The organism is Pseudomonas poae (genome assembly GCF_001439785.1).
Classification (GTDB): domain Bacteria; phylum Pseudomonadota; class Gammaproteobacteria; order Pseudomonadales; family Pseudomonadaceae; genus Aquipseudomonas; species Aquipseudomonas poae.
In genome coordinates, this window is the sequence record NZ_JYLI01000005.1 from 63,769 (window position 1) to 88,919 (window position 25,151).

Here is a 25,151-nt window from a genome sequence, read left to right on the forward strand (position 1 = left end):
GTTTTTTTATGCGCGCAATGTGCTGGCGGCAAATCCGGCGTCTTGCGTTCCGTTCAACCTTTCGGGGTAATATCTGTCACAGATTCTTACAGACCACAGAGGGAGCTTGTCGTAATGATCGTAGGAATCGACCTGGGCACCACCAACAGCCTCGCCGCCGTCTGGCGCGGCGATGCCACCGAGCTGGTACCCAACGCCCTTGGCCAACTGCTGACACCCAGTGTGGTCGGGCTCGATGATCAGGGCCGCGTGCTGGTCGGCCAGGCCGCCAGGGAGCGCCTGCACACGCACCCGCACCTGACCACATCGCTGTTCAAGCGCTACATGGGCAGTGCCACCGAGGTACGCCTCGGTGACCGCACCTTTCGGCCCGAAGAACTCTCGGCGCTGGTGCTCAAAAGCCTCAAGGAAGACATCGAGCGCAGCTACGGTGAAGCCGTCACCGAAGCGGTGATCAGCGTGCCCGCCTACTTCAGCGACGGCCAGCGCAAAGCCACGCGCATCGCCGGGGAGCTGGCGGGCCTCAACGTTGAAAAACTGATCAATGAACCCACCGCTGCCGCCCTGGCTTATGGCCTGCACCAGCGCGACAAGGAAACCTCGTTCCTGGTGTTCGACCTCGGCGGCGGCACGTTCGACGTGTCGATCATCGAGCTGTTTGACGGCGTGATGGAAGTGCGCGCCAGCGCCGGTGACAACTTTTTGGGCGGCGAGGACTTCGACACGCTGCTGCTGGATCACTTCGTCGACAGCCAGCGCAATGCCGAGGATTTCCCGCCCACCAGCAGCGTGCTGCACGCACTGCGCCGCGAAGCCGAGCGTGTGCGCAAAGCCCTCGGCCAGGACGACAGCGCCGACTTCACCCTGCGCGTCGACGGCCGGCAATGGGTAACAACCATCACCCAGGCCGAACTCGCCAGGCTCTATGCACCGCTGCTCGAACGCCTGCGCGCGCCGATTGAACGTGCCCTGCGCGACGCACGCATTCGGGTGGGTGATCTGGATGAGATTCTGCTGGTCGGCGGCACCACGCGCATGCCGCTGGTGCGCAAACTCGCCGCGGGGCTGTTCGGCCGCTTCCCTTCCATCAGCCTCGATCCGGACCAGGTGGTCGCCCATGGTGCGGCGATCCAGGCAGCGCTCAAGGCGCGTTCGGCGGCCCTGGAAGAAGTGGTGCTGACTGACGTGTGCCCTTACACCCTGGGGATCGAGACAGCCAACCAATATGGCAACCACATCGAGAACGGCCACTACCTGCCGTTGATCGAACGCAACAGCAGCGTGCCGGTGAGTCGGGTCAAAAGCGTGTTTACGCTCTCCGACGACCAGACTCGCGTGCTGCTGAAAATCTACCAGGGCGAAAGCCGCCTGGTGAAAGACAACATCGAGCTGGGCCAGCTGGAAATTCCAGTGCCCAAGCGCAAAGCGGGCGAAGTCTCGCTGGACGTGCGTTTTACCTACGACAACAACGGGTTGCTCGAAGCCCAGGTGAACATCCCGCTCACCGGTGAACAACACTCGCTGGTGATCGAGAACAACCCCGGTGTGCTCAGCCCACAGGAGATCCAGCAACGCCTGCAGGCGCTGGCCCTGTTGAAGATTCACCCGCGCGACCAGCAGGTCAATACCGTGCTCACGGCCCGCCTCGAACGCCTCTATCAGGAAAGCCTCGGCGAGCTGCGTGAGCAACTGGGACACTGGGCGGCGCAGTTCCAGCAGGTGCTCGACAGTCAGGACGAACGCAGCATCCGTGAGGCGCGCAGCGAACTGACCCGTCAACTTGAACAGCTCGATAACGGGTTCTGGCGCTGAGGACGATTGCACATGGACGGCTGGACACTATTGCAACTGGCGGACGACGCCGAAGAACGCACGATCAAGCGCACCTACGCGCGGCTGCTCAAGGGGTGCCGTCCGGACGATGACCCCGAGGGCTTTCAGCGCCTGCGCGAAGCCTATGAACACTGCCTGAATGAAGCGCGCTGGCGCGCCGATCACGAAGACGACGGCCCCGCCGCCGCTATGCCCGTGACCGAGGCCATCAGCGCCAGCCTCGACGACCCGGCTGAGTGGATGCAGGTGCGACCGCTTGAACCTGCACCCTTCGAGCCGCCCGCGCCAAACCCGGCGCTGGCACTGGTCGCGGGTCTGAACGCCGACAATCTCGATGAACGCTGGGCCCAAGCTCAACAGCATCTGTGCACCGAGGCATTCCAGGCCGCCCTGCTGCGTCATTGCTTTGAAGCCCCGGGCGAACGCACCGCAATCGCGCGTTGGGCCGTGCAGCACCTGGAATGGCTGACACCCTGGCAACAGGTAGCCATGACGTCCTGGCAGCACGAAGCGCTCAGCAACGAGTTGCTGCAAGCCTACCGCATGGCCCTGGAGGAACAGCTGGAGCAAAAGGCCGAGCGTGAATTCGTCACCCATCTGAGGCAGTTCAACAGCCAGGCATGGCTGCAGGTGTTCGACCTGCAGCAGCACTGGCAACGCATGATCCTCCAGTTGCTTTACAACACCCAGTGGAGCGTGCCGATGTTCGAGCGCGTGTGCCAGACCTTCGGCTGGGATGACCAGAAAGGTGTGTTTCCGGAACCGGCGTGGATGTGGCGTAGCCTGGTGTCGCGTTGTGAGCAGGAGACTTTTTACGAGCATCTGCAAGACAAGGCCCAGGATAAGCGGCGCATGTCAGCCGATGCCCTGGCCGCCCGATTGTTGCTCACGCCGATGACGGCGACGCAACACAAACGCATGATCGACGGGTTTGGCGAAAACGAGTGGAACGCCTGTCAGCACCTGGCAGACACCCTGACCTGGCGCTATCCGCAACTGGTCGAACGCCTGCATCAAAACGACCTGTATTTCTGGCGAAAATTCGTGCCACGGCCGATCTACACCCAGGTGTTTATCCGGCTATGGGCAGTCTTCGCACTGGGCATGGGCCTGAGCATTGCCCACGACACACCGAACACGTTGGACTTGATGTCCGTGTTCATCCTCCTGTTGATGTCGTTGGCACCGGCCATTGTTGGATTTCGCGTCACCCAATTCTGGGCGAGCATGAGTTCGGTATACAGGGTGCAGGATATATGGCTGACCCAGTACCTGATTCCCAAGCGATTCAACCCCAACGACTACTGGCTAGTGATACGCCATGGAGTGCCGCAGGTGATCATGCTCATAGCCTGCGGCCTGATGCTCGGCGTGCTGGGAGCGGTCACCTATGCCGGCTCGCTACTGATCAACCTGCTGCACAAAAAACGCATCGGCCACATGAGCCAACGATTCAGCGAAGGCTGGCCCTGGCTGAACGGTCTGCACTGGGCATTCTGGAGCCCGTTGCAAGTGGGGTTTCTAGTGGCGATGGTAGCGCTGATCATTGCCGCCCAGCATTACCTGCCGGCGGTGCCCTGGACCCACTTCAACCCGCCCAAGCCTTAATCACAAAAGCCGGGCCTGGCGCCCGGCAACTTGCGTTCGATCATCGCCCACAACCCGCCCTGCCCCACTTTCATCGCTCCCGCCCCGCCCCGCACCATGCGCGCACCTGCATAACCCCAATAACAACAGGTCCTACGCCATGAGCACATTTCGCCCGCGCCAGCTATTGCTGGCAACCGCTGTCGCAAGTCTTGCCCTGCCCGTCTGCGCCGAGGAGCACGGCTTTTTCGAAGACGCCAGCGCCAACCTCAACGTGCGCAATTTCTTCTTCAACCGCAATTTCACCAACCCGACCAAGGCCCAGGGCGGCGCGCAGGAGTGGACGCAGAGTTTCATCCTCGACGCCCGCTCCGGCTTTACCCAGGGCACGGTAGGCTTTGGCGTGGATGTGCTGGGCCTGTACTCGCTCAAGCTCGATGGCGGACGCGGTACTGGTGGCACTCAGTTGCTGCCGCTGGACCGTGATGGCCGTCCGGCGGACGACTTCGGGCGCCTGGGCGTGGCGTTCAAGGCGCGCCTTTCCAAAACCGAACTGAAGGTCGGCGAATGGATGCCGGTGCTGCCGATCCTGCGCGCCGACGATGGCCGCTCCCTGCCGCAGACCCTGCGGGGCGGGCAGATCACCTCCAAGGAAATCGACGGCCTGACCCTGTATGGCGGCCAGTTCCGCGCCAACAGCCCGCGTGACGACAGCAGCATGACTGACCTGTCGATGGTCGGCAGAACCGCGTTCACCTCCGACCGCTTCAACTTCCAGGGCGGCGAATACGCCTTCAACGACAAACGCACTCAGGTCGGCCTTTGGAATGCCCAGCTCAAGGACATCTACAGCCAGCAGTTCATCAACCTGATCCACAGCCAGCCCTTGGGCGACTGGACCCTGGGCGCCAACCTCGGGTTCTTCTACGGCACCGACGACGGCAGCGCCCGCGCCGGCAAGCTGGACAACAAGACCTGGTCCGGCCTGTTTTCCGCACGCTACGGCGGCAACACTTTCTATGTGGGCCTGCAAAAACTCAGCGGCAACAGCCAATGGATGCGCGTCAACGGCACCAGCGGCGGCACCCTGGCCAACGACAGCTACAACTCGAGCTACGACAACGCCGAGGAAAAATCCTGGCAGGTGCGCCACGACTACAACTTTGCCGCCCTCGGCGTGCCAGGGCTGACCTTGATGAACCGCTATATCAGCGGCAGCAATGTGCATACCGGCAGCGTGACGGATGGCAAGGAATGGGGCCGAGAAAGCGAACTGGGCTACACCGTGCAAAGCGGCAGCTTGAAAAACCTGACGATGCGCTGGCGCAACTCCAGCATGCGGCGCGACTACAGCAACAATGAGTTCGACGAAAACCGCTTGATTGTCAGCTATCCCATCAGCCTGTTGTAACGCCCCCGGCAACAGCCACGAGCCGATGGGTCGTGGCTGTTTTTGTAGCAACTTGGCTCATTTAAGGCATGAACGTTTCCCTGCGCTGGCACGACTGAAGAGCAGGCGTCGTAAGGCGGCGCTGCACATCACCTTATCCGACATACAGGTACAGGCCATGACTACAGTCACTTCTTCTCACAACCACGCCATGGCGCCCGGACAACCGCCGTCCGGCCCCCCGCGTGTCAAGACCCGCACCAAGGTGCTGGTGGATGATGGAAATCTGCGCGCCAGTCAGGCACTCACCCAGGGCCTGAAAAACCCTGAGCGTCCAGAGACACTGGCGAATGTTCTGTTCCTCGAAACAGGTAAACGCGCCGACCGGATTCATATCAGCCAACGCCCTGATGGCCAGCTGTACGCTCAGGTAAATGGTCGTGACTACGTCCTCGACACTCCAGACGGCCGCTCAAATATCCCGACTCTGCTTCACCTGAAGTCCGGAGCGGGCGACGACCGTATTACCGTCGCCCCCAACGTCAACCTGCTTATCGAAATCGACGCTGAAGACGGCAATGACGTGATTCAGGCGGGCGGCGGCAAAACCAGCGTGTATGGCGGCCGTGGCGATGATGACATTACCCTCGGCAGCGACACCGGCTACGCCGAAGGCAATGACGGCAACGACATACTCAAAGGGGGCCGGGGCCACGCGGTGATGTACGGCAATGCTGGCAATGATCGCTTGTACGCAGGCAGCGGGCCTGCCAACAAACAGAGCCACCTCGATGGCGGTGCCGGCAATGACCAGCTGTACGCAGGCAACGGGCACACGGTGCTCAACGGCGGCCTGGGTGACGACCTGCTGGTGGGCCATGACCGCACCACGTTTTACTCAGGGCAAGGGCGCAACACCCTGTGCGCGAATGCGATCAAGGCGCGCATCCATGTACAGGCGACAGCTCGCCTGATCGGCACACAAGGCTCAACGCTCACCCCCATGACGCTGACCGACGCGGGCCGAAAAGCCTTCAGCATCCAGGGGCCACCCGACTTCATTGCGCGAGTCGAAGACGATCTGACCTTGCTTCGCGCATCGCCACAAGGGCAAAAAATGCTGAAAGCGCTTGATGAGATGGCCGTGAAAAATGGCGGTCCAGTTCTCATCGTGCCCAGTAATCGTGGCAACTCCTATCTCTTCTGGAGCACCGAGCTGCAACACCTTGAGCAGAACAATCAGGTTCCAGCTGAACGCACCGACCCCAAGTGGGGCTACCTGAAGGATGGGGTACCGGGTTCACGGGCCGACAAAGGCACGATTTTCTACAACCCGGCCGCGGTTTACGGGACGGATCCGTTGTTCTTGCCGCTCAACCAGCTTTTCCATGAAATGGCGCACGCCTGGAATGGCGCCAACGGCACCTTCCTGCCAGGTGCGAGCGTGCCGACCCGCGATCAACCCGAGCGCCCAGGCCCACCCAACAGTGAACTGCAAGCCGTCGGCCTGGTGAGCAACGCGCCGCCCTTCGACTTCGACAACGACCCCAACACCCCTCCCACTTCAACCAACCCCGCGCCGTTTACCGAAAACACATTGAATGCAGAAATGGGCCTGCTCCTGCGAACCCGTTACGCCTGAATCTGAATCGCCCCGCCAGACGGCCATTTATACCGGTGATCGCGGCGTGTGCATGCTGTATCGTGCACGCGCCCTCACCCGGCACATGGACCTCAACGACACGGACGCCTACCTCTTCGAAGGCCGCCATGAAATACCTCATTGTCCTTTTGTCGGTTCTGCTCAGCGGCTGTATCGGCCAGCCCATCGCCTTGACGCCACAGACCGCGCAGCGTTTGCAGGCCCAGGCGCCGATCCGCTTTTTAATCACTTTCGATGACGGTCCCAGCGCCTCGGGCTACAACAACCCGAGCCGTTCAGTGCTGGCTGATCTGGCGCATAACCCGATTTTGCCGGGCATCAAGGCGGTGTTTTTCGTGCAGACCGAAGGGGCGCGTTCCGGCGGCAGTGCCCGCGGGCGCAAAACCATGGTGCGTGAATTTGCCGCCGGGCATGTACTGGGTTTCCACACCGCCACCGCGTTTCACACCAACCACCGCTGGCTGAGCGATGCCGAACTGGAACGCACCCTCACCCTGGGTGCAGCAGACATCGCCGGGATCACCGGCGCACCGCCCGTGCTGGTGCGCCCGCCGTTCTGGAACTACGACAAACGTACCTTTGCCGCCTACCAGCGCCATGGCATGAGCGTCTTGCTCACCGACCTGAGTGCCAATGACGGCAAGATCTGGGGCTTCAACGCCAGCCCCCGGCGTCGCGCCAACCTCTATCGGCAACTGTCGGTGGTGCGCGAACACATTGCCCTGGGCGAGCTGCCGACGGTGGATGGGGTGATTCCAGTGGTGGTGACCTTCCATGACATCAACCGCTACACCGCGCGGCACATGCAGGAATATCTGCAGATCCTGCTCGACAGCGCGCGCATCAACGGCATGAACACCGCCGCCGAGCCGTTCTACACCGACACCGCCGCCCTGCAACGCGCGGCGCTGAGGCGCACGATCAAGGATGTGAATGCGCCGGTGCACCTGCCAGGTGTGTGGAATTGGGTGTGGGATGCCGACTCACACTGACCTTGCAAACACAGGAGGTCTCCTGTGGGAGCTGGCTTGCCTGCGATGCAGACACCTTGTTACATCAGGCACACCGAGTGGATGCCATCGCAGGCAAGCCAGCTCCCAGATTTTGTCGGTATTTCAGACTCAGGCTTGCTGACGTGACTCAACCCCCAACTCATCCCACACCGATTCGGCCAGGTGGAACGTCGCATTCGCCGCCGGAATCCCGCAGTAGATCGCGCTCTGCATCAGCACTTCCTTGATCTCGGCACGGGTCACGCCATTGCTCGCGGCGGCCCGCAGGTGCAGCTTCAGCTCTTCGCTGCGGTTCATGCCGATCAGCATGGCGATGGTGATCAGGCTGCGGGTATGCCGAGGCAGGCCCGGGCGGGTCCAGATATCGCCCCAGGCGTGACGGGTGATCATCTCCTGAAACTCGCCGTTGAACTCGGTCAGGGCGTTGAGGCTGCGATCGACATGGGCATCGCCCAGCACTTCGCGGCGCACCTTGAGGCCCTCGGCATAACGTTGTTTCTCGTCCACAAACAGCTCCTCTAAACAGCAAATGTAGCGAGCGGTTTTTTTGTGGCAAGCCCTAATGCCGTTCAGTTAAGCGCAGATTCATGTGGCGAGCAGGCTTGTCCTGCGTTGGGCTGCGCAGCAGCCCTAAAACCAGGCGCTGAGCCGTATCAGGTACACCGCGTTTGCTGGATTGGGGGCGCTTCGCACCCCAACGCGGGGCAAGCCCGCTCGCCACAATAAACCCACACATTTTCCTTAACTGAACGGCATTAGGGCAAGCCCGCTCGCCACTGCAAGACCAGCCATCACTGGGTCAGTGGGCCAGCAGAAATTCGATAACGCGGTCGCTGAACGCGGCGCCCGCCTGCACGTTGGACAGGTGCGCCGCATAGAACTCGGCGTACTCGGCGCCCTTCACATGGTTCTGGATAAAGTGGCCGCCGGCCGGCGGTGTTACGGCGTCTTCCGTGCCGGCGATCACCAGGGTCGGCACCTTGATAGAGGCCAGTTGCGCGCGAAAATCCGCGTCGCGCACGGCGGCGCAGTTGGCGGCGTAGCCCTCGGGCGATGTGTTGGCGAGCATGTCGGTGATCTGTTGCGCCTGGTGCGGATTGGCCGCCGCAAAGTCAGCGGTGAACCAGCGGGCAATCGACGCATCGCGCAGCGCGACCATCGCCGCCGCGCCGTCACGCAGCACGGTCTCGATGCGTGGGTCCCACACCTCGGGGGTGCCGATCTTCGCGGCGGTGTTGCACACCACCAGGCGCTGCAGGCGCGCGCCGGCGTTGATGCCCAGCCATTGGCCGATCAGCCCGCCCATGGACAACCCGCAGAAATGCGCACGGTGAATACCCAGCGCATCCAGCAGCGCCAGCACGTCGCGGCCCAGTTGCTCGATGCTGTAGGGCCCCGGCGTGACCAGGGACTTGCCATGGCCACGGGTGTCGCAGCGCAGCACGCGAAAATGCCGGGTGAAGGCCGGTATCTGGATATCCCACATATGCAGGTCGGTGCCCAGGGAGTTGGACAGCACCAGCACTGGTGCATCGGCAGGCCCGTCGAGTTGGTAATGCAGTTCGCCGTCGGCGAGTTGGACAAAGGGCACGGCAGCCTCCTCAGGCGGTCAAGGCAAAATGTTCGGTAACGGCGCGGGTGACCCAGGTGTGGGCCTGACCCAGGTAGTGCGCCGGGTCGAGCAGACGGTCCAGTTCAGTGGCTGACAGCTCGGCAGTGATCTGCGCTTCATCGGCCAACACCGCGCGCAAATGCCGCCCCTCGGCGACCGCGCGCTTGCAGCATTGCTCCAGCAGATGGTGCGCGGTTTCGCGGCCCAGCCGTTGGGCGAGCACGATACTGACCGCTTCAGCCAACACCAGGCCCTGAGTGAGGTCCAGGTTACGCGCCATGCGTTCAGCATCGACCTCTAGGCCTTCACTCACCAGCAACGCCTGCTTGAGCGCACCCGACACCAGCCGGCAGATATCCGGCAGGGTTTCCCATTCGGCGTGCCACAAACCCAGGCTGCGTTCGTGCTCCTGGGGCATGGCGCTGAACATGGTCGCCACCAGCCCCGGCACCCGAGTGGCGGCGCTGATCAGCACGGCGGCGCCCACCGGGTTGCGTTTGTGCGGCATGGTGGATGAACCGCCCTTGCCCGGCGCCGACGGTTCGAAGACTTCAGCGGCTTCGGTCTGCATCAGTAGGCTGATATCGCGACCCAGCTTGCCGAGGCTGCCGGCGATCAGGCCAAGCACCGCAGCGAACTCCACCAGACGGTCACGCTGGGTATGCCAGGGTTGTTCGGGCAGGCCCAATTGCAACTCTGCCGCCAGCGCCTCGGCCACCGGCATGGCGTGTTCACCCAGTGCCGCCAGGGTGCCGGACGCGCCGCCGAACTGCAGCACCAGCAAGCGTGGTTTCAACTGTGCCAGACGCTGCCGATTGCGGGTCACTGCGCCCAGCCAACCGGCGATTTTCATCCCCAGGGTGACCGGCGTGGCGTGTTGCAGCCAGGTGCGCCCGGCCAGTGGCACCGTTGCGTAGCGCTGGGCCTGGGCGGCAAGCACGTCACCCAGGCGCGCCAGGTCCGCGTCGATCAAAGCCAGCGCCTGGCGCACCTGCAGCACCAGGCCAGTGTCCATCACGTCCTGGCTGGTCGCGCCCAAATGCACATAGCGTTCGGCCCCGGCGTCTTCACTGGCAATCAACTTGCCCAGTGCCTTGACCAGCGGAATCGCCGAGTTGCCCGCCGTGGCAATCGCCACGCCCAGGGCGTCGACGTCGTACAGCGAGGCCAGGCAGGCCTGGGCAATCGGCGCGACGGCGGCCTGCGGGATCAACCCGACCAGGGCCTGCGCACGGGCCAGCGCCGCCTCGAAATCCAGCATGCCCTGCACGCGGCCCTGGTCGCAAAACACCTCGGCCATGCCGTCGGCGGTGAAGTAGGCGTCGAACAATTGGTTGCTCGTGCGCAGCGTCATAACGGATCCCTTACAAATCGTGGTGCAGGTACTCTGCCTGTTTCGGCAGGCGCAGGCTGAACAGGAACGCCACCGCCATCATGCCGGTGACATACCAATAGAAGGTGTTTTCCATGCCCATGGACTTGAGGCCCAGCGCCACGTACTCCGCCGAACCGCCGAAGATCGCGTTGGCCACGGCGTAGGCCAGGCCCACGCCAAGGGCGCGCACATGGGGAGGGAACATCTCGGCTTTCACCAACCCGCTGATCGAGGTATAGAAGCTGACGATAGCAAGCGCCAGGGCGATCAACACAAACGCCAGAAACGGGCTTGTCACGGTTTTCAGGGTCAGCAGGATCGGCACCGTGCACAGGGTGCCGAGGGCGCCAAACCAGAGCATCGAATTGCGCCGGCCGATCCGGTCCGAAAGCATGCCGAACAGCGGCTGCATGCACATGTACACGAACAGTGCGCCGGTCATGATGTAGCTGGCGGTTTTGGCGTGCATGCCAGCGGTGTTCACCAGGTACTTCTGCATGTAGGTGGTAAAGGTGTAGAAAATCAGCGAGCCGCCGGCGGTGTAGCCCAGCACGGTGATGAACGCCGCTTTGTGGTGACGGAACAACGCGGCGATGCTGCCGGCGTCCTTGTCCTGGCGCGTTTGTTTGCTGGTGGTTTCCTTGAGCGTGCGGCGCAGCAGCAGGGAGATCACTGCGGCAATGGCGCCGATCACGAAGGGAATCCGCCAGCCCCAGGCGCGCAACTCTTCTTCGCTGAGAAGCTGTTGCAGGACCACCAGCACCAACACCGCCAGCAGTTGCCCGCCGATCAGGGTCACGTACTGGAACGAAGCAAAGAAACCGCGCTGGCCCTTGAGCGCGACTTCACTCATGTAAGTCGCGGTGGCGCCGTATTCCCCCCCCACCGACAAGCCCTGGAACAGCCGCGCCAGCAGCAGCAGCGCCGGCGCCCAGGCGCCGATGTCCTTGTAGGTGGGCAGAAAGGCGATCACCAGCGAGCCGGCGCACATCATGAGCACCGAAATCATCATCGAGCTCTTGCGCCCGTGTTTGTCGGCCACTCGGCCAAACAGCCAGCCGCCGATGGGCCGCATCAGGAACCCTGCAGCGAACACACCGGCGGTGTTGGCCAGTTGCACCGTGGGGTTGTCGGACGGGAAAAATGCCGGGGCGAAGTAAATGGAGCAGAAGGCGTAAACGTAAAAATCGAACCATTCGACCAGGTTGCCGGTAGATGCACCGACAATCGCGAAGATCCGTTTGCTGCGTTCTTCTCCCGTGTAGTGACTCGTTTTTGTTGTCATGGTTTTTGACTCAGTGGAAAGGGTTATAGCCTAGACATACTTTGCAACAACCATGTTCCGCAAGCAGACTTTTGGGTAGGTGCGCCTGGACTGGCCTCATCGGGCGCAAGCCCCCCTCCCGCACTTGACTGTATTCACCCTTCAAATGTGGGAGAGGGCTTGCTCCCGATGGGGCCCTCAAGCCTTACTCAATAATCAAAAAACACCGTCTCCTTATCCGTCCCCTGCAAAATCACATTCCACTGATAAACCCCCTCAGCATCCTGCTCGGCAATCAATGTCCCACGCCGCTCGGCCGGCACACAAGCCAGCAACGGGTCATCCCCATTCAACGCGTCACCGGCAAAATAAATCCGCGTGAGCAAGTGCTTCACCAGGCCTCGCGCGAATACCAGCACCACCAGGTGCGGTGCCTGGATGGAGCCCTTGAGCCCCGGCACGCTGCCCGGCTTGATCGTGGTAAAGCGAAACCGCCCCTCGGCATCCACCGGCACGCGGCCAAAGCCTTCGAAGTTCGGGTCGACGGGTTTGGCCTGCTCATCCTCCGGGTGGTCATACTTGCCGACGGCGTTGGCCTGCCAGACCTCAAGCATGGCGTCATTGACGACATCACCGTTGCCGTCCACCACTTGCCCGCTGATCGCCACGCGGTCGCCCAGGGTGGCGGCGACGGTCAAGTCTTCGCGGTTCAGCCAGGTCAGGCCGATGTGGTAGTAAGGCCCCACCGTGTGGGACGTGGTTGCATACAGGCTCATCTCATTTCTCCATCGGCGTGGCGTCGCGGCCGCGCAGGACGATGTCCCAGCGGTAGCCGAGGGCATAGGAAGGAATGGTTTTTTCCAGGTCGAAGCTGGCGATCAGACGCTGCTTGGCCGAGGTGTCCGGCACGCAGTTGTAGATCGGGTCGTATTCCAGCAGCGGGTCGCCGGGGAAATACATCTGCGTCACCAACCGGGTCAGCACGCTCGGCCCGAACAGCGAGAAGTGGATATGCGCCGGGCGCCATGCGTTGTGGTGGTTGCCCCACGGGTAGGCGCCGGGCTTGATGGTCTGGAACTGATACCAGCCATCGGCGTCGGTAACGGTGCGCCCGGTGCCGGTGAAGTTGGGGTCCAGCGGCGCGTCGTGCAGGTCACGCTCGTGGTGGTAGCGCCCGGCGGCGTTGGCCTGCCAGATTTCCACCAGGATGCCCGGCACCGGCAGACCGTTTTCATCCAGCACACGCCCGTGAATGATGATGCGCTCGCCTTGCGGCTCGCCGTCATGCTGGGCGGTGAGGTCGTGGTCCTTCTCGTTGATCCGCTCGGCACCGAGGGTGGGGCCGGTGATTTCCGACAAGGAATGGGGCAGGAACACCAACGGCTGGGACGGCGAACGCAGGTTCGTCGATTGATAGGCCGGGTGCAGGTAATCAGGTTGAGTGCCCGCGTGCGGGCGCCGATAACCGGGCTTGTCACTCATGGAGCCATCCTCTCTTGTTAGACGCGTTCAATCGCCAGGGCCAACCCTTGGCCGACGCCCACGCACAGGGTGGCCAGGCCTTTACGGCCACCGGTTTTTTCCAACTGATGCAGGGCTGTCAGTACCAACCGCGCACCGCTCATGCCCAACGGGTGTCCAAGGGCGATGGCGCCGCCGTTCGGATTGACCTGAGGCGCGTCATCGGCAATCCCCAGCTCACGCAGCACCGCCAGGCCCTGGCTGGCGAAAGCTTCATTGAGTTCGATCACATCGAAGTCGCTGACGGCCAGGCCAAGGCGCTCCACCAGCTTGCGCACCGCCGGCACCGGGCCGATGCCCATCACACGCGGCGCGACACCGGCGCTGGCCATGCCTAAAACGCGGGCCCGGGCCGTGAGGCCGTGTTTCTTCACCGCGTCGGCGGACGCCAGAATCAGCGCCGCCGCACCGTCGTTCACACCGGACGCGTTGCCGGCAGTGACCGTCTTGTCAGGGCCATTGACCGGCTTGAGTTTGGCCAGGGCTTCGAGGGTGGTGTCCCGTGGATGCTCGTCGTGTTCCACCAGGGTTTCGCCTTTTTTATGGGCAACCCGCACCGGCACGATTTCTTCGGCAAAGAACCCGGCAGCCTGGGCAGCCGCTGTGCGTTGTTGGCTGCGCAGGGCAAAGGCATCCTGGTCGGCGCGGGACACACCGTAATCATCGGCGACGTTGTCGGCGGTCTGCGGCATTGCGTCCACGCCGTACTGGGCCTTCATCAACGGGTTGATAAAACGCCAGCCGATGGTGGTGTCTTCAAGCTTCATGTTGCGCGAAAACGCGGCGTCGGCCTTGCCCATCACGAACGGCGCACGGGACATCGACTCGACGCCACCGGCAATCGCCAGCTCCATTTCGCCGCTGGCGATAGCGCGAAACGCGGTGCCGATGGCGTCCATGCCCGAGGCGCACAAACGGTTGAGGGTCACGCCGGGAATGCTCTGCGGCAGGCCCGCCAGCAACAGCGCCATGCGCGCGACGTTGCGGTTGTCTTCGCCGGCCTGGTTGGCGCAGCCGAGGAACACCTCGTCCACCGCGCTCCAGTCCACGGACGGGTTGCGCTCCATCAGCGCTTTGATCGGCAGCGCCGCCAGGTCATCGGCGCGCACAGTGGACAGGCCACCGCCAAAGCGGCCGATGGGGGTGCGGATGGCATCACAGATAAAGACGTCACGCATCAGGCTTCTCCAGGCGCTTGGCCATGGGCGGCGGCCGTGCGGGCTTCAAGGTCACGCAGGGCGGTCAGCTCCACCTCAGTCGGTTCGGCAGTGGTGTCGACCTGCTCGGCAAAGCGAATCGCCCAACCGGTGGCGGCCACCACTTGCTCGCGAGTTACCCCAGGGTGCAGCGCGGTGACCACGAACTCATGGCTGCCCTCTTCCGGCTCCATGATGCACAGGTCGGTAATAATGCCAACGGGCCCGGCGCCCGGCAGGCCCAGGCGCTTGCGTGAATCGCCGCCCTCGCCGTGGCCGACGGAGGTGATGAAGTCCAGCTTGTCGACAAACGAGCGTGCCGACTGCTTGAGGATGATCAGCACACTCTTGGCGGAACCGGCGATTTCCGGCGCGCCACCGGCACCCGGCAGGCGCACTTTGGGCTGGTGATAGTCACCGACCACGGTGGTGTTGATATTGCCGAAACGGTCGACCTGGGCCGCGCCGAGAAAGCCGACGTCGATGCGCCCGCCTTGCAGCCAGTAGCGAAAAATCTCGCCGGTGGGCACCACGGTGTCGGCGGTTTCCGCCAGTTCGCCATCGCCGATGGACAGCGGCAACACGGAAGGCTTGGCGCCAATCGGGCCGGACTCGTAGATCAGCACCACGTCGGGCGACGAGGTCAGGCGTGCCAGGTTGGCGGCCTTGGACGGCAGGCCGATGCCGACGAAGCACACCGAGCCGTTCTTGAGGCGGCGCGCGGCGGCGACGGTCATCATTTCGTTGGTCGAGTAAGCCATTACTTGGCCTCCTGCGCGGCGGCCAGCCTGGCCTGGAATTCACTGAAATCGGCAGTGCCGTGGATGTATTCGTCGATCCATGCGGTAAAGGTCCCACGGTCGCGGGCAATCGGGTCCCACGCCTGATAGAAACGGTTGTCGCGCTCGTTGTAGCCGTGGGCGTAGGACGGATGTGCGCCGCCTGGTACATGGCACACGGCGGTCAGGGCCCAGGTCGGCAGCACGCAGCTGTTCATCGGCGCGTTCAGGTCATCGACGATTTCCTCGACGGTCACGATGCAGCGCTTGGCCGCCAGGGCGGCTTCCTTCTGCACGCCGAGAATGCCCCAGAGCAGCACGTTACCCTTGCGGTCGGCTTTCTGCGCGTGGATCACGGTGATGTCCGGACGTACCGACGGCACCGCCGCCAGCACTTCGCCGGTAAACGGACAGGTCACGGTTTTGATCAGCGGGTTGACCTTGGGCAAGTCGGAACCGGCGTAGGCGCGCAGCACCGCGAACGGCAGCCCGGAGGCGCCGGCGACGTAGGCATTGGCCAGGTCGGCATGGCTGTGTTCTTCAATCTCCAGCGGCTGCGGCCAGTGTTTTTCCACCGCATCACGCAGTCGATGCAGGGAGCCCACCCCCGGATTGCCGCCCCACGAGAAAATCAGCTTGCGCACGCAGCCGGCACCGATCAACTGGTCGTAGATCAGGTCGGGCGTCATGCGCACCAGCGTCAGGTCTTTCTTGCCCTGACGAATGATTTCATGGCCTGCGGCCGTAGGGATCAGGTGGGTGAAGCCTTCGAGAGCGACGGTGTCACCGTCGTTCACGAAGCGCTTGACCGCATCACGCAGGGTGAGAATGTCAGCCATGGGGTGGAGCTCCCGGTGCGGATCGAAAAAGGCGCTGAGGTGGCGCCGAAGTGCCTGAAGATTAAGCCGAGGGCATGGCGCCAAACAATCCGATAATCGACTAAACGTTCGATAATCGAACACTTGTTGGTAAGTTGACTCGGTCCAATATGGAAGGGGACCGGCTCCCGATAGCAGTGTGTCAGCCCCGGATGTGCTGATTGATCCGCCGCAATCGGGAGCGAGCCCTCTCCCACCTGTTTAAACGCCACCAGCCCTCAGGTGGCATCCGCATGGCTGACCATGCCTTTGATGAGCACGGCCGCAGTGGCCAGTGTCGCCGGGATCACCAGCGCGGTGAGCACCTGCTCGAAGTTCCAGCCCAAGCCCAGCAACGTGGCGCCCATCCACGCGCCAAGGATCGCGCCGAACCGACCAATGCCAAGCATCCACGACACACCCGTGGCGCGGCCCTGGGTCGGGTAGAAACGCGCGGCCAGGGACGGCATCGCCGATTGCGCGCCGTTGACGCACATCCCCGCAATCAGCACCAACGTCGCCAGCAAGGTGATATTGCCCAGGCTCTGCCCCACTGCGTAGGCAAACACCCCCGCCAGCAGGTAGAACGTGCCGATGACTTTGTGCGGATTGAAGCGGTCCATCGCCCAGCCCACACCGACCGCACTCAACACGCCGCCAAACTGGAACAGCGCGCCGATAAAGGCGGCCTGTTCCATGCTGGCGCCACTGTCGCGCATCAGGGTCGGCAGCCAACTGGTGAGCAGGTACACAATCACCAGGCCCATGAAGTAAGTGAGCCACAGCAGCAAGGTGCCGGCGCGGTAGGTGCCGGAGAAGATCACCGCGAACACGTTGCGGGCCTTGACGGTTTTCTGCTCGGGCACACTGAAGGCGCTGGCCTGGGCGATTATGGCGGGCGCGATGGGGGACAGCGCTTCGCGCACCCTGTGGGTGCCGCGATTGCGCACCACCAGGTAGCGTGCCGACTCGGGCAGCCACAGCATCAGCACCACCACCAGAATCAACGGCAGGATGCCGCCGATCATCAACAAGGCGTGCCAGCCGAATGCCGGAATCAGCTTGGCCGAGATAAATCCGCCACCGGCCATGCCCAGATTGAAGCCGCAGAACATGCTGGTCACCAGCAGTGACTTGTGGCGCTCAGGGGTGTATTCGGACAACAGCGTGGTGGCATTCGGCATGCCGGCGCCCAGGCCCAGCCCGGTGAGAAAGCGCAGCACCAGCAATTGGTCGACATTCGAGCTGTAGGCCGACGCCAGGCTGAAGGCGCCGAACACCAGCACCGCACTCACCAGCACCACCTTGCGGCCGAAGCGATCCGCCAGCGGCCCGGAGCCCAGAGCGCCGAACACCATGCCGATCAACGCGGCGCTCATCACCGGGCCGAGGCTGGCGCGGTCGATGCCCCAGTCCTGGGACAGTGCCGGCGCGATAAAGCCCATGGCGGCCGTGTCGAGGCCATCGAGGAAGACAATCAGGAAACACAGGATCACCACACGCCACTGGTAGCGTGACAGTGGCTGGGCATTGATGAAGGACTGGACGTCCAGAGGGGTGCCGACAGAAGGTTGCGTCATTATTGTTATTTCCACACCGATGGCGGGACAACGACCTGAGGTCGTCATTATTGTTGGATGCGCCCGAGAGCGCTGCCGCACATTAATAAGCGCGGGCAAACACCGTCAATTCATCCCGCGCGGATCTGTGCGGTCATCGAACAGCTTAGGCAAACAGTTGCGTACTCAATTCGCGACTGGCCGTGAGCATGCTCGGCAGGAAACGCTGCTCCAGCTCACTGCGGCTGACACGCCCGGCATGGGTGCTGACATTAAGCGCGGCCAATACCTGGCCGGAGGCGTCGTACACCGGCACGGCGATGGAACGCAGGCCTTGCTCGAGTTCCTGATCGACGATGCACCAGCCTTGCTGGCGTACCTGTTGCAGGCATTCGAACAGCGCTTGGGGGGTGGTCAGGGTGCGACTGGTCTTGGTGGGCAGGTCGGCATGGTCGAGGTAATCCTGCAGCGAGGCGTCGTCCAGCGCCGCCAGGAGGATGCGGCCCATGGAGGTGCAGTAGGCCGGCAAGCGCCCGCCCACCGACAGGTCTACCGAAATCAGGCGTTGCGTGGTGGCGGAGCGGGCAATGTAGAGGATGTCGTCGCCTTCGAGCGTGGCCATGTTGCAGGCTTCGTGCAGTTGCTCGCTCATGCGGTCCAGGTACGGCTGGGCGGACACGGCCAGCGGGGTCGACGACAAATAGGCGTGGCCCAGGGTCAGCACTTTGGGCAACAGCGAATAGGTGCGCCCATCGGTGGTGGCGTAGCCGAGCTTGATCAGCGTGTGCAGACACCGGCGCACGGCGGCGCGGGGGATTTCGGTGCGGTGGCTGATCTGGGCGATGGTCAGATGGCGTTTGCGCTCCTGGAATGCCTGCACCACCGCAAGCCCCCGGGCCAGGGAGGTCATGAAGTCCGGATCGCCAGTGAACGCCTGGATGCGCTTGGCCGGTGAAGCCACGATGGGCGGCGCCACCGATGCGAAGGCGTTACGCAATTGGTCATTCATTTCGGATCCTTTCTCTTATTCTGCAAGCGCAGGGAGGGCTGCTGGCTATTACAAACCGCACCGCCACGGCAGACAAGGCGAGGTCGGCGTCATTGGGCGATTATCGGACGAGCAGTCGATTATCGCAATTTGCCTGACGATGGCACCTTAATTCAAGCCATCTTCCACGGCGGTAAAAACAATTAGTTATGAAGTCGGCTTTTTAGCCACTACCGACTCGCGCGTAACAAAAGTCTCACACGAAGTTGCGGGTTTTTAACTTTATGCCGGTAGTGTTATTCAAATGCACCGCTATAATGCTGCCTGTGCAGAGGTCAACCCGGTACCCGTATCGGCTTTGGAGCTCGCCAGGCAGCGCCCAAGACGTGCATTGCCTGTTATAGCAAGGTTTTAAACGAAGTCTTATCGCGCATTAATGTTCAAGGTGAACGGTTCAACTGTTCAATTTGGCATCGTTGCGCGAGTTTCTGCCTTAGTGCTGCACGCTAATTAAACTCAACTCAATCAGGTAATAAATGTGACGAAAGACGAACTGCGCGCGGAACTTGAGCGCCAGGAACAACGTTACAAGGACGTTTACGGCGGGGAAGTCACCACCTACGCCGCGCAGCCCGAGCCAGAGCGCAAGCCTTGGCGCAAGCGCGCCAGCTTGCTTGATCAGGCATTTGCCCAGGAAATCGAGAAGATCGAACAGGAACTCAAGGCCGAAGAGTCATAAGGCCTTCGGCGTGAGTGGTCAGGGTGTTGCAGTCTTTGTCGGTCGAGTGTCGGCTGAGAACACCTGTCTTTTCCTACATTTGAGCTAGCGACCTACGGCGCGCTGGGAATTTTCATACAAATGTTTCAGAAGTGACGATTTTGTGACAAAACCGCGCCGTTGCAGCCCCGCGCGTTATAAATCAACGACTTGTCAAAGCCCCGGAAACGCTGGGATGCGTGCGCTTCCCACAGATTTTTTCCGGGAAGATTGCTACCGATGAGCAGCTAGTGCATCGATTACCGAGGTTTTCTGGCATAATCGCGCCCCCTTACGACCGGGTCAGAAAACCTTCATGATCGATTTATTCAGCGGACTGGATGCGTGGGTTCTAGTGAGCCTGTTGCTCGCCCTGGCCTTTGTCCTCGCCTTCGAGTTCATCAATGGCTTTCATGACACCGCTAACGCGGTGGCCACAGTCATCTATACCAAAGCCATGCCGCCGCACCTGGCCGTGTTCTTCTCCGGGGTGTTCAACTTCCTCGGCGTGCTGCTCGGCGGTGTGGGTGTCGCCTACGCCATCGTGCATCTGCTGCCGGTGGAGTTGCTGATCAATGTGAACACCGGCCACGGTCTGGCGATGGTCTTCTCATTACTTGCGGCGGCGATCACCTGGAACCTGGGCACCTGGTACTTCGGTATTCCGGCCTCCAGCTCGCACACGCTGATCGGTTCGATCCTCGGCGTCGGCCTGGCCAACGCCCTGATCAACGATATTCCGCTGGCGGACGGTGTGAACTGGCAGAAGGCGGTCGATATCGGCGCCTCGCTGGTGTTTTCGCCAATGGCCGGCTTCATCGTCGCCGCCCTGGTGCTGATCGGCCTGAAGTGGTGGCGTCCGCTGTCGAAGATGCACAAGACTCCGGACCAGCGCCGCAAACTCGACGACAAGAAACACCCGCCGTTCTGGAACCGCCTCGTGCTGGTGATCTCGGCCATGGCCGTGAGCTTCGTGCACGGCTCCAACGATGGGCAGAAAGGTATCGGCCTGATCATGCTGGTGCTGATCGGTATCGTGCCGGCGCAGTTCGTTCTCGACCTGGGCAGCACCACCTATCAGATCGAACGCACCCGCGACGCCACCGTGCATTTGAGCCAGTTCTACCAGCGCAACAACGCCACCCTGGGCGAGTTCCTGGCCTTGGGCAAAAGCGTGAAGGACGACCTGCCGGGCAAGTTCCAGTGCAACCCGCAACAGACCGAGCCGACCATCAATGCGCTGGTGGACACCTTGAAAGGCGTGTCCGACTACCATTCGCTGAGTGCCGACCAGCGCATCGAAGTGCGTCGCTACCTGCTCTGCCTGGACGACACCGCGAAGAAAGTCGGCAAGCTGCCGGGCCTGGATGCGCGCGAGAAGTCCGACCTCGACAAGCTGCGCAAAGACCTGACCGCCACCACCGAATACGCGCCGTTCTGGGTGATTCTGGCGGTCGCCCTGGCTCTGGGCCTGGGCACCATGGTGGGCTGGAAGCGGGTGGTGCTGACCATCGGGGAGAAGATCGGCAAGCAGGGCATGACCTACGCCCAGGGCATGTCGGCGCAGATCACCACCGCCACCATGATCGGCTTCGCCAACATCTTCGCCTTGCCGGTGTCGACCACCCACGTGTTGTCGTCCGGTGTGGCGGGCACCATGGTCGCCAATAAAAGCGGCCTGCAAGGTGGCACGGTCAAGACCATCCTGATGGCCTGGGTGCTGACCCTTCCCGCTACCGTGGCACTGTCGGCCGGATTGTTCTGGCTGGCGTCCAAGGCGCTGGGCAGCTGATAAAAAGCCTGCAGTAAAAAAGGTGCGATCCGCGAGGGTCGCACCTTTTTTTATGGGCTGAACTGGGTCCCACACCCTCCAGCGGCGCACAAAAAAAGGCGACCGAAGTCGCCCAAAATGCCTTGCGTGCCCTGTAATCCGCAAAGACCTGTGCGGATAAACCAGGGCTACATTAACGAAGAAGGTGAAGCGGGGAATTGACCAGGGTCAATGGATGCACATTGCTCAGCGCTTTTTCGGCTTGCTCTTGGTTTTTTTCTTCGGCTTTGCCAGCGGCATTGCCTGTTCAAACGCGTGGCGCACTTCATTCAAGCGCTTGTCATTGAGGTCATGCACACGCTTGGCACGTTCGGCATTCAGGTCGATCAGCTTGTCATCGTCACTCATGGCTTGGCTTACGTTGTGGCGGGGGATGGCGCAATAATGCGGCCTGCCCCGCGTGACCGCAAATACACCTTCACACCTCGACGTCCACCCACAGCCCCTGGCGTGGCTCATCTTCGATCAGCGGGATGACGGGCACAGTGTTATCGGCATTGAGCACATCGCCTGGAATCGCGAGGTGCTGTTCCGGGTCCTGGTCCGCTTCTCGACGGCGTTTCTGTTGTTCCTGCTGACGGCGTTGTTCCTCGCGCAGCAAAAAAGTCGACTGTTCGGCATCGCCCTTCTTCAGGTCGATGGTGCTTTCATTGGAACCCGCTTGCACTGGCACCACGGGCGGTATATCCGGCTTGGGCCTTACCGGGTCGAGTTGCGACGTGACCGGTACGACGCTGACGGGCAGCATGGGTGGCAGCATAATAGTTACTCTCCTGATCTTCAGGCTGTCGGCGCGCTGAGCACCGACTTGAGCGCAGCATCGCCAACCTGTGACTCAGTCGACACTCACAAGTGCCCGCCACCCGTCGATTCACAGCGCGCACGCTCACTCAAACGGAGTAGTTTTCGTCAGAGTCCTTGGGGGTCGGACCTTGTTCCGTTAAGATAGTCGGCTTTTTCACGGCGGGAGTCAGGCAGCATGGCGCAGCAGTATCAACCGGGGCAACGCTGGATTAGTGACAGCGAAGCAGAGCTGGGGCTAGGCACCGTTCTGGCACAGGACGGGCGCTTGTTGACCGTGCTCTATCCGGCCACTGGCGACACACGCCAGTATGCGCTACGGAATGCGCCCCTCACCCGCGTGAGGTTTTCGCCGGGTGATTCCATCACGCATTTCGAAGGCTGGAAAATGACCGTGCAGGAAGTCGACGACGTCGACGGCCTGCTGGTGTACCACGGTCTCAATGGACAGAACGAGCAGGTCACCCTGCCGGAAACCCAACTGTCCAACTTCATCCAGTTCCGCCTCGCCAGCGACCGCCTGTTCGCCGGCCAGATCGACCCGCTGGCCTGGTTCTCGCTGCGCTACCACACCCTGGAACACACCAGCCGCCAATTGCAGTCCTCGCTATGGGGCCTGGGCGGCGTGCGCGCGCAACCCATCGCGCACCAATTGCACATTGCCCGTGAAGTCGCTGACCGCATCGCGCCACGGGTATTGCTGGCCGACGAAGTGGGCCTGGGCAAGACCATCGAAGCGGGCCTCGTCATCCATCGCCAGTTGTTGTCGGGCCGCGCCAGCCGCGTGCTGATCCTGGTACCGGAGAACCTGCAGCACCAGTGGCTGGTGGAAATGCGCCGCCGCTTCAACCTGCAGGTTGCGCTGTTCGACGAAGAACGCTTTATCGAAAGTGATGCCTCCAACCCGTTCGAAGACACCCAGCTCGCGCTGGTGGCGCTGGAGTGGCTGGTGGACGACGAGAAGGCCCAGGACGCGCTGTTCGCCGCCGGCTGGGACCTGCTGGTGGTCGACGAAGCGCACCACCTGGTCTGGCACGAAGAAAAGGCCAGCCAGGAATATTCGCTGGTCGAACAACTCGCGCAAGTGATCCCGGGCGTGCTGCTGCTCACCGCCACCCCGGAACAACTGGGCCAGGACAGCCACTTCGCGCGCCTGCGCCTGCTGGACCCGAACCGCTTCCACGACCTGCATGCCTTCCGCGCCGAGAGCGAGAACTATCGCCCAGTGGCCGAAGCCGTGCAGGAGTTGCTCGACAAGGGTCGCCTGTCACCCAAGGCGCACCAGACCATTCAGGGTTTCCTCGGCAATGAAGGCGAAGCGCTGCTCACCGCCGTCAACGATGGCGACAGCGAAGCCAGCGCGCGCCTGGTGCGTGAACTGCTCGACCGTCACGGCACCGGCCGCGTGCTGTTTCGCAACACTCGCGCCGCCGTGCAGGGCTTCCCGGAACGCAAGCTGCACGCTTACCCGCTGCCCAACCCGGACGAATACATGGAGCTGCCGCTGGGCGAACACGCCGAGCTGTACCCGGAGGTCAGCTTCCAGTCGCAGCCGGATGTCGAGGAGGAACACCGCTGGTGGCGCTTCGACCCGCGCGTCGAATGGCTGATCGACCAGCTCAAAATGCTCAAGCGCACCAAGGTCCTGGTGATCTGCGCCCACGCAGAAACCGCCATGGACCTGGAAGACGCCCTGCGCGTGCGCTCCGGCATTCCGGCCACGGTGTTCCACGAGGGCATGAACATCCTTGAGCGCGACCGCGCCGCCGCCTACTTCGCCGATGAAGAATTCGGCGCCCAGGTGCTGATCTGCTCGGAGATCGGCAGTGAAGGCCGCAACTTCCAGTTCGCCCACCACCTGGTGCTGTTCGACCTGCCGTCCCATCCCGACCTGCTGGAGCAGCGCATCGGCCGTCTGGACCGGATCGGTCAGAAGCATGTGATCGAACTGCACGTGCCGTACCTGGAAACCAGCCCGCAAGAGCGCCTGTTCCAGTGGTACCACGAAGCGTTGAACGCCTTCCTCAATACCTGCCCGACCGGCAACGCCTTGCAGCATCAGTTCGGCCCGCGCCTGCTGCCGCTGCTGGAGAGCGCCGACGACAGCGAGTGGCAAGCCCTGATCGACGAGGCCCGTGCCGAGCGCGAGCGCCTGGAACAGGAACTGCACACCGGTCGCGACCGCCTGCTGGAACTCAACTCCGGCGGCGCGGGTGAAGGCGATGCGCTGGTTGAGGACATCCTTGAGCAAGACGACCAGTTCGCCCTGCCGATTTACATGGAAACCCTGTTCGACGCGTTCGGCATCGACAGCGAAGACCATTCGGAAAACGCGCTGATCCTCAAGCCCAGCGAAAAAATGCTCGACGCCAGCTTCCCCCTGGGCGACGACGAAGGTGTGACCATCACCTACGACCGTAACCAGGCGCTGTCGCGCGAAGACATGCAGTTCATCACCTGGGAGCACCCGATGGTGCAGGGCGGCATGGACCTGGTGTTGTCGGGCTCGATGGGCAACACCGCAGTGGCGCTGATCAAGAACAAGGCACTCAAGCCGGGCACCGTGCTGCTGGAGCTGCTCTATGTGAGTGAAGTGGTCGCGCCGCGTGCGCTGCAACTGGGTCGCTACCTGCCGCCGGCGGCGCTGCGCTGCCTGCTGGACACCAACGGCAACGACCTGTCCGGGCGCGTGTCGTTCGAAACCCTCAACGATCAGCTCGAAAGCGTGCCACGGGCCAGCGCCAACAAGTTCATCCAGGCTCAGCGCGATCAACTCACCCCGCGTATCAACGCCGGCGAAGAGAAGATCACTCCGCGTCATGCCGAGCGTGTGGCCGAAGCCAAACGTCGCCTGGCGGCAGACACCGACGAAGAGCTGGGGCGTCTGACGGCGCTGCAGGCGGTCAACCCGACGGTGCGTGACAGCGAGCTGGTGGCGTTGCGTAATCAGCGTGAGCAAGGCCTGGCGATGCTGGACAAGGCAGCACTGCGACTCGAAGCGATCCGGGTGCTGGTGGCGGGTTGATTGCCACCCTGCCCTACTGACAATACGGACCTTTTGTATGGGCCTTGAGGGCCTCATCGCGGGCAAGCCCGCTCCCACATGTTGGGTGCAGTTCACTTTG

Annotated in this window: 21 protein-coding genes; 8 read left to right on the forward strand and 13 right to left on the reverse strand. The window is 62.3% G+C overall.

The annotated features are described in order from the left end of the window. Positions 1-114 precede the first annotated feature (114 nt). The 5 genes from TU75_RS07530 (at position 115) to TU75_RS07550 (ending at position 7,465) form a co-directional block, all read left to right on the forward strand. Complete coding sequence (locus TU75_RS07530) at positions 115-1,812, forward strand: molecular chaperone HscC (protein WP_060548586.1); 1,698 nt, start codon at positions 115-117, stop codon at positions 1,810-1,812. Positions 1,813-1,824: 12 nt separating this feature from the next. Then, positions 1,825-3,441, forward strand: coding sequence for a hypothetical protein (locus TU75_RS07535; RefSeq protein ID WP_060548587.1), 1,617 nt, complete (start codon positions 1,825-1,827; stop codon positions 3,439-3,441). Between the two features lie 139 nt (positions 3,442-3,580). Further along, complete coding sequence (locus TU75_RS07540) at positions 3,581-4,831, forward strand: OprD family porin (RefSeq protein ID WP_060548588.1); 1,251 nt, start codon at positions 3,581-3,583, stop codon at positions 4,829-4,831. Between the two features lie 157 nt (positions 4,832-4,988). Beyond that, positions 4,989-6,452, forward strand: a complete 1,464-nt coding sequence (locus tag TU75_RS07545; protein WP_231982016.1) for a M91 family zinc metallopeptidase — start codon at positions 4,989-4,991, stop codon at positions 6,450-6,452. 128 nt (positions 6,453-6,580) lie between these two features. After that, positions 6,581-7,465 carry a polysaccharide deacetylase family protein gene (locus TU75_RS07550; protein WP_060548590.1) on the forward strand — a complete coding sequence of 295 codons (885 nt, stop codon included), beginning with the start codon at positions 6,581-6,583 and terminating at the stop codon, positions 7,463-7,465. A 129-nt stretch (positions 7,466-7,594) separates the two neighbouring features. Here the strand turns inward: TU75_RS07550 and pcaC are convergent, their stop codons facing one another. From pcaC to pcaR, 11 genes are all read right to left on the reverse strand, one after another. Further along, the gene (gene pcaC, locus TU75_RS07555; protein ID WP_015371454.1) at positions 7,595-7,993 is read right to left on the reverse strand and encodes a 4-carboxymuconolactone decarboxylase; all 399 of its coding nucleotides are present in this window, start codon (positions 7,991-7,993) and stop codon (positions 7,595-7,597) included. A 292-nt stretch (positions 7,994-8,285) separates the two neighbouring features. After that, entirely contained in the window at positions 8,286-9,077 is a 792-nt protein-coding gene (pcaD, locus tag TU75_RS07560) for a 3-oxoadipate enol-lactonase (RefSeq protein WP_060548591.1), read from the reverse strand. 10 nt (positions 9,078-9,087) lie between these two features. Further along, the gene (locus TU75_RS07565; protein WP_060548592.1) at positions 9,088-10,452 is read right to left on the reverse strand and encodes a 3-carboxy-cis,cis-muconate cycloisomerase; all 1,365 of its coding nucleotides are present in this window, start codon (positions 10,450-10,452) and stop codon (positions 9,088-9,090) included. A gap of 10 nt (positions 10,453-10,462) precedes the next feature. Continuing rightward, the gene (locus TU75_RS07570; RefSeq protein WP_060548593.1) at positions 10,463-11,758 is read right to left on the reverse strand and encodes an MFS family transporter; all 1,296 of its coding nucleotides are present in this window, start codon (positions 11,756-11,758) and stop codon (positions 10,463-10,465) included. A 188-nt stretch (positions 11,759-11,946) separates the two neighbouring features. Then, positions 11,947-12,513, reverse strand: coding sequence for a protocatechuate 3,4-dioxygenase subunit alpha (gene pcaG / locus TU75_RS07575; protein ID WP_003231062.1), 567 nt, complete (start codon positions 12,511-12,513; stop codon positions 11,947-11,949). 1 nt (position 12,514) lies between these two features. Further along, entirely contained in the window at positions 12,515-13,219 is a 705-nt protein-coding gene (pcaH, locus tag TU75_RS07580; RefSeq protein ID WP_003231064.1) for a protocatechuate 3,4-dioxygenase subunit beta, read from the reverse strand. A gap of 17 nt (positions 13,220-13,236) precedes the next feature. Then, positions 13,237-14,439, reverse strand: coding sequence for a 3-oxoadipyl-CoA thiolase (gene pcaF / locus TU75_RS07585; protein WP_169895932.1), 1,203 nt, complete (start codon positions 14,437-14,439; stop codon positions 13,237-13,239). Beyond that, a complete protein-coding gene (locus TU75_RS07590) occupies positions 14,436-15,215 on the reverse strand; it encodes a CoA-transferase subunit beta (protein ID WP_003231070.1) in 780 nt (259 codons plus the stop codon). The genes pcaF and TU75_RS07590 overlap by 4 nt, the downstream gene beginning before the upstream one ends. Then, on the reverse strand, positions 15,215-16,072 hold the full coding sequence (locus tag TU75_RS07595; protein WP_003231072.1) for a CoA transferase subunit A: 858 nt from the start codon (positions 16,070-16,072) through the stop codon (positions 15,215-15,217). The genes TU75_RS07590 and TU75_RS07595 overlap by 1 nt, the downstream gene beginning before the upstream one ends. Before the next feature lie 257 nt (positions 16,073-16,329). Continuing rightward, positions 16,330-17,670, reverse strand: coding sequence for a 4-hydroxybenzoate transporter PcaK (pcaK, locus tag TU75_RS07600; RefSeq protein ID WP_015371449.1), 1,341 nt, complete (start codon positions 17,668-17,670; stop codon positions 16,330-16,332). A gap of 145 nt (positions 17,671-17,815) precedes the next feature. Then, positions 17,816-18,658 carry a pca regulon transcriptional regulator PcaR gene (gene pcaR / locus TU75_RS07605; RefSeq protein ID WP_015371448.1) on the reverse strand — a complete coding sequence of 281 codons (843 nt, stop codon included), beginning with the start codon at positions 18,656-18,658 and terminating at the stop codon, positions 17,816-17,818. A gap of 517 nt (positions 18,659-19,175) precedes the next feature. Here pcaR and TU75_RS07610 point away from each other — a divergent pair. Both TU75_RS07610 and TU75_RS07615 read left to right on the forward strand, forming a co-directional pair. After that, a complete protein-coding gene (locus tag TU75_RS07610; protein ID WP_003231079.1) occupies positions 19,176-19,376 on the forward strand; it encodes a hypothetical protein in 201 nt (66 codons plus the stop codon). 334 nt (positions 19,377-19,710) lie between these two features. Further along, positions 19,711-21,186, forward strand: coding sequence for an inorganic phosphate transporter (locus tag TU75_RS07615; RefSeq protein WP_003231080.1), 1,476 nt, complete (start codon positions 19,711-19,713; stop codon positions 21,184-21,186). Positions 21,187-21,411: 225 nt separating this feature from the next. Here TU75_RS07615 and TU75_RS27625 read toward each other — a convergent pair whose 3' ends face one another. Further along, positions 21,412-21,573 (reverse strand): hypothetical protein, encoded by a 162-nt coding sequence (locus TU75_RS27625; protein WP_169794345.1) that lies wholly within the window; start codon positions 21,571-21,573, stop codon positions 21,412-21,414. 70 nt (positions 21,574-21,643) lie between these two features. Beyond that, positions 21,644-21,985: a hypothetical protein gene (locus tag TU75_RS07620; protein ID WP_003231086.1), complete on the reverse strand. Its 342-nt coding sequence runs from the start codon at positions 21,983-21,985 to the stop codon at positions 21,644-21,646. Between the two features lie 219 nt (positions 21,986-22,204). Here TU75_RS07620 and rapA point away from each other — a divergent pair, with 219 nt between their 5' ends. Beyond that, positions 22,205-25,051, forward strand: a complete 2,847-nt coding sequence (rapA, locus tag TU75_RS07625) for an RNA polymerase-associated protein RapA (protein WP_003231088.1) — start codon at positions 22,205-22,207, stop codon at positions 25,049-25,051. Positions 25,052-25,151: the final 100 nt, after the last annotated feature.

Coding starts and splice junctions, on each gene's coding strand:
- TU75_RS07590 (WP_003231070.1), bottom strand. CDS start 15,215: ATGGCTTACTCGACCAACGAAATGATGACCGTCGCCGCCGCGCGCCGC.
- TU75_RS07545 (WP_231982016.1), top strand. CDS start 4,989: ATGACTACAGTCACTTCTTCTCACAACCACGCCATGGCGCCCGGACAA.
- pcaH (WP_003231064.1), bottom strand. CDS start 13,219: ATGAGTGACAAGCCCGGTTATCGGCGCCCGCACGCGGGCACTCAACCT.
- TU75_RS07620 (WP_003231086.1), bottom strand. CDS start 21,985: ATGCTGCCACCCATGCTGCCCGTCAGCGTCGTACCGGTCACGTCGCAA.
- TU75_RS07595 (WP_003231072.1), bottom strand. CDS start 16,072: ATGGCTGACATTCTCACCCTGCGTGATGCGGTCAAGCGCTTCGTGAAC.
- pcaR (WP_015371448.1), bottom strand. CDS start 18,658: ATGAATGACCAATTGCGTAACGCCTTCGCATCGGTGGCGCCGCCCATC.
- TU75_RS27625 (WP_169794345.1), bottom strand. CDS start 21,573: ATGAGTGACGATGACAAGCTGATCGACCTGAATGCCGAACGTGCCAAG.
- rapA (WP_003231088.1), top strand. CDS start 22,205: ATGGCGCAGCAGTATCAACCGGGGCAACGCTGGATTAGTGACAGCGAA.
- TU75_RS07550 (WP_060548590.1), top strand. CDS start 6,581: ATGAAATACCTCATTGTCCTTTTGTCGGTTCTGCTCAGCGGCTGTATC.
- TU75_RS07535 (WP_060548587.1), top strand. CDS start 1,825: ATGGACGGCTGGACACTATTGCAACTGGCGGACGACGCCGAAGAACGC.
- TU75_RS07615 (WP_003231080.1), top strand. CDS start 19,711: ATGATCGATTTATTCAGCGGACTGGATGCGTGGGTTCTAGTGAGCCTG.
- TU75_RS07540 (WP_060548588.1), top strand. CDS start 3,581: ATGAGCACATTTCGCCCGCGCCAGCTATTGCTGGCAACCGCTGTCGCA.
- TU75_RS07570 (WP_060548593.1), bottom strand. CDS start 11,758: ATGACAACAAAAACGAGTCACTACACGGGAGAAGAACGCAGCAAACGG.
- TU75_RS07530 (WP_060548586.1), top strand. CDS start 115: ATGATCGTAGGAATCGACCTGGGCACCACCAACAGCCTCGCCGCCGTC.
- TU75_RS07565 (WP_060548592.1), bottom strand. CDS start 10,452: ATGACGCTGCGCACGAGCAACCAATTGTTCGACGCCTACTTCACCGCC.
- pcaG (WP_003231062.1), bottom strand. CDS start 12,513: ATGAGCCTGTATGCAACCACGTCCCACACGGTGGGGCCTTACTACCAC.
- pcaK (WP_015371449.1), bottom strand. CDS start 17,670: ATGACGCAACCTTCTGTCGGCACCCCTCTGGACGTCCAGTCCTTCATC.